Source organism: Pseudomonadota bacterium (assembly GCA_022361155.1).
Taxonomy (GTDB): Bacteria; Myxococcota_A; Polyangia; order Polyangiales; family JAKSBK01; genus JAKSBK01.
Genome location: JAKSBK010000537.1, coordinates 1 through 3,557 on the forward strand (window position 1 = coordinate 1; position 3,557 = coordinate 3,557).

4 protein-coding genes are annotated in these 3,557 nt (G+C 63.5%); 3 read left to right on the plus strand and 1 reads right to left on the minus strand.

Features of this window, described 5'->3' with window-relative positions; all coding sequences use genetic code 11:
• Positions 1-391: 391 nt before the first annotated feature.
• Complete coding sequence (locus MJD61_20015) at positions 392-571, minus strand: hypothetical protein (protein MCG8557549.1); 180 nt, start codon at positions 569-571, stop codon at positions 392-394.
• Positions 572-1,273: 702 nt separating this feature from the next.
• Between MJD61_20015 and MJD61_20020 the strand changes: the two genes are divergently transcribed.
• From MJD61_20020 to MJD61_20030, 3 genes are all read left to right on the plus strand, one after another.
• Positions 1,274-2,071, plus strand: coding sequence for a hypothetical protein (locus MJD61_20020; GenBank protein ID MCG8557550.1), 798 nt, complete (start codon positions 1,274-1,276; stop codon positions 2,069-2,071).
• 412 nt (positions 2,072-2,483) lie between these two features.
• Positions 2,484-2,999 (plus strand): hypothetical protein, encoded by a 516-nt coding sequence (locus MJD61_20025; GenBank protein MCG8557551.1) that lies wholly within the window; start codon positions 2,484-2,486, stop codon positions 2,997-2,999.
• Positions 3,000-3,058: 59 nt separating this feature from the next.
• On the plus strand, positions 3,059-3,557 hold a 499-nt coding region (locus MJD61_20030; GenBank protein MCG8557552.1), incomplete at its 3' end, for a transposase.

A 3,557-nucleotide genomic window follows, 5' to 3' on the forward strand; every position in this document is an offset into this window, starting at 1 on the left:
ATCGTGACGCCGTGGAGGAAACGAGGACTGGCCCCGAGGCGGTCGCGGCCGTGCGCGCCTTCCGCACGGCCTACCGCGCCGCGCTCGAAGCCTGGCGTCGAGGAATCCGTGGGGCGCACCCCGCACGGGACCTGGTTCATGTGCCACTTCCACGGCGCAGCGGCCGCGCCCGGCTAGCGGCCGTCAACGGCAAGCCTCCGATCCGAGCAGCATCCGACGGACCGTCGCAGTCCCACGCAGCGCTGCACGTTCAGCGTTTGGGTTCGTGTACACTTACCGCGCCGTTGTGCGGCTCCGGCTCATCAGGAGCCCGTCCCTGCGCGACGAGTTCGGCCCCGCGACCGCGGTTATCCAACTGCGAGCCGCCGCCACCGCACCCGCCGTCGCGTACTCAAGCCTCAAGGCGGGTCAGGTCGTCGCTGAGCTGCCGACACCGCTTCGCCACGTCCAGTTCCATTTCCCGGAACTCCACAGGCGTGCGTACCTTGGACCAGGCCCTGAGATGGGCCTCGACCAGCTCACCAAAAGCCGCGATTTGTTGCTGGATCTGCTCATGCAGGTTGTTCGACACGGAACTCTCCTCGGTCATGCAACCCAAGGAGAGCCTTCCGTGTCGTTCTTGTCGATCCCCCTCTCAATAACGATCCAATTTCAGCCACTTACGCCACCCCGATTGGCCCCAAATCGGGATCGCGCCCCCATGTCGGTCGATCCAGGCAGGTACCGTTGCGCATCGTGATACCTGCTCGCAATGTAACGACCGTACCGAGACGTAGCCCTTGAAACGTCAGGCTCATGGGCGTCACAGCGGTGGGCGTCCGCCACCTCCTCACCGGCGTCCGCCAACGCCGGAAGGTTTCGCGCGCCACCAGCCTCAAGTGGCCGCGTAGGCAGGGCCCGTGCCTGACGAACGGCGGCAGGGAAGCTGCCTGGACTGTACGACGGCGCCAAGCGGCGCTATCCTTGGAGCCACAAAAGCGGGGGCAGCCGGGGAAAGAAATATGACGCGTTTGCAGGGCAGTCAGACCATCATCGGGTTGCGAACAAGAACGGTCGGTTCTGGCGTCCTGCACTGATCGGTGTTTCTGCCATAGGGTCGGGTCAGGCAGCAGCAGGGACGTGACAGCCGTGGGCGTCTCGACAGTCTGGCGAAGGAAGATGCCGCTCCAAGCAAATTTCAGAGGAGGACTCGGCAGTCAAGAAGACAACAAATGCACGCTGCGCATCCTCTTGCTGACCACTCGTCGTAGACGCGGTGAAGGCGCACAGACCAATGTCCGGTGACACCGCTGGCTGGCTCGTGGCCTTGGTAGTCTTGGCGCTCGTGGCAGCGGTCGGCTCGTGGGGATGGACATCTTTCAAGGACGCGCAAGCTCACGGCAAGTGGTTAATGTGGCGCGACTGTCCTTTCGGGACCGAGCTAGCGGGCAAACATCCGCCAGACGGGACAGAGGAATGGTGCCAGCAAGAAGCCGAGGATGGTAGCTATCGACGCCATGGGCCGTCCCGCAGTTGGTACGCCAATGGGCAGATCATGAACCAAGGCTCGTATATCGCGGGCCATAAGGAAGGGATGTGGAAGTCGTGGAATCATGGTGGCTCGCTCGACGAGTCGACCTTCTACGCACCCAATGGCAGGCGGCTACTCAGTGAGAAGATACGGTCGGGCGCTACTCACAAACTGGAAATCAGAGCTGGAAAGACGGCACATATGGCGACGTTCGATCGCAAAGGTATGCTGGTCGCTCTTACGCGCCGGTTGGAGGATGGCGATAGTATCGCTATTCATTGTCGCAACGGTGTGGTCAAGAGCTGGGTGGGGTACTTCACACCCAAGGGGGAGGCGGAGCGTCGCCACGTGTTGGTCGGCCGCGATACGATGACCGATCCGTCCCGCAGCGATGAAAGCCAACGCTCCTGGACGGGACTCTTCAAGGACACCGACTGGTGGTGTGCTCAGAATCTCCAGAGCTTTCGGAAGGAGCACCGCTGGAACGAGATCGTTCGCCGTCGTCTGTCCGCCGGTGCGCCTAAGCTGCCGCCGTTTCGACGACTAAAGAAAGTTCAGTAGGCAAAGTTCGAGGCCGGTTGGCACGAAAGTGGTCCGGCCACCTCACCGCGAGCGAAGGCCCGTGACCAGGATCGAAAGCCGCTTCCGTCGACTAACCGGCCAGGCAGCGCGCCGTGCTTTCCCCTTGGGGCCGCGTCACTCGCTGCCTGCGCAAGGGCACGCTCCGGCTCTGGCTCGGCAGCCGGCTGGCTGACGAGCTCAGCCGAGAACGCCTCACAGCGTGCCGCCCCACCGCAACCACCCGCCGCCCGGCACCCATCGCAGCGCCTGCGCTCTCCAACCCACAACCCGGGATTCGACCGGCCAATCACGCACAGCATACTTGAGGCAATCCGAACAGGGCGGCCCTTGACGCGGGTTCCGCCCACACTAAGAAATCATAGTCCCCGGTCGCGGAAAGGATCGAGAGCACGTGGAACAGCTGTTTGATGGAGTGCCCTACAGGAAGCTGCTCACGCGCGCGCTGCACCGGGTGTCACGTCCAGCACTCGAAGTGCCTGACGAGAAGAACGGGTTCCCCAAGGTACTTTCCCTGGACCTGAACAAGTGGATCGACCTTGCTCGGGCGCACTACGGTCGACCGAACGGAGAAGACTTCGCTGAGGCGCTGCACGCGATCCGGCGGAGCATCGCGCAGCAGGATCTTGTCGTCCCGATCGATGGAGCCAATGCCCTGGAACTCATGGAGGTGCGCAACGAACGCCGCCGACGCGAGCTAGCTCGCTTCATGGTTGAGCTCTCGGGCAACCATTGCGTCCGCCATGAACAAGCAGTGACAATCCTGGAGTTGGCGCGGGCTATCGTAACGGTGTTCGGAGGGGAAACCTGGACCGAAGCGTTCCGGTCACAACTTGTCCGGCGCAGCGCGCCGATCCGACCCTCGTTGGCGTCCGCCGGCGGGCGCCGGCACTTTCGCCACTACCGGTAGCGTAAGTGTGCGAAATGAGCTGCGGTGGTGTCCGGCATGCCTCGTGCGGCGTGCGAAGCATGACGCAACCACGCTACATCGTCCCTGGAATGACCGTGATGGTCACGCGCCGCACGCTGCGCCGCACCCACCTGTTTCGTCCAGACCCCGAGCTGACCGAGCTCTATCGTTATTGCCTGGCCGTCAGCGCGCAGCGGCACGGGATACGTTTGCACTGTGCGGTCCTGATGTCATCGCACCATCATCTGGTGCTGACCGATGCACGAGGCACCTTGCCCAGGTTCCTGGCCGAGCTGCACCGGCTGGTAGCGCTCGGCGTCAAGGTGCTGCGCAAGTGGGAAGGCCCCGTATGGGATCACGAGCGGCCCTCGGTGGTGCAGCTACGCACGCCGGAAGCCACCTGGGAAAAGCTGGCCTACGCGATGAGCAACTCGGTCGCAGCCGGCTTGGTGAACCGGGCCGCGGACTGGCCCGGTGTTACGACCCTGCCCCACGAGCTCGGACGATCGGTATGGAAGTGCAGCAGACCCAAGGCCTTCTTCGATCCCGACAACCCGC

Bases quoted from the DNA above. Each gene is read 5' to 3' on its own strand.
- MJD61_20020 (MCG8557550.1), top strand. From the start codon at position 1,274: ATGTCCGGTGACACCGCTGGCTGGCTCGTGGCCTTGGTAGTCTTGGCG.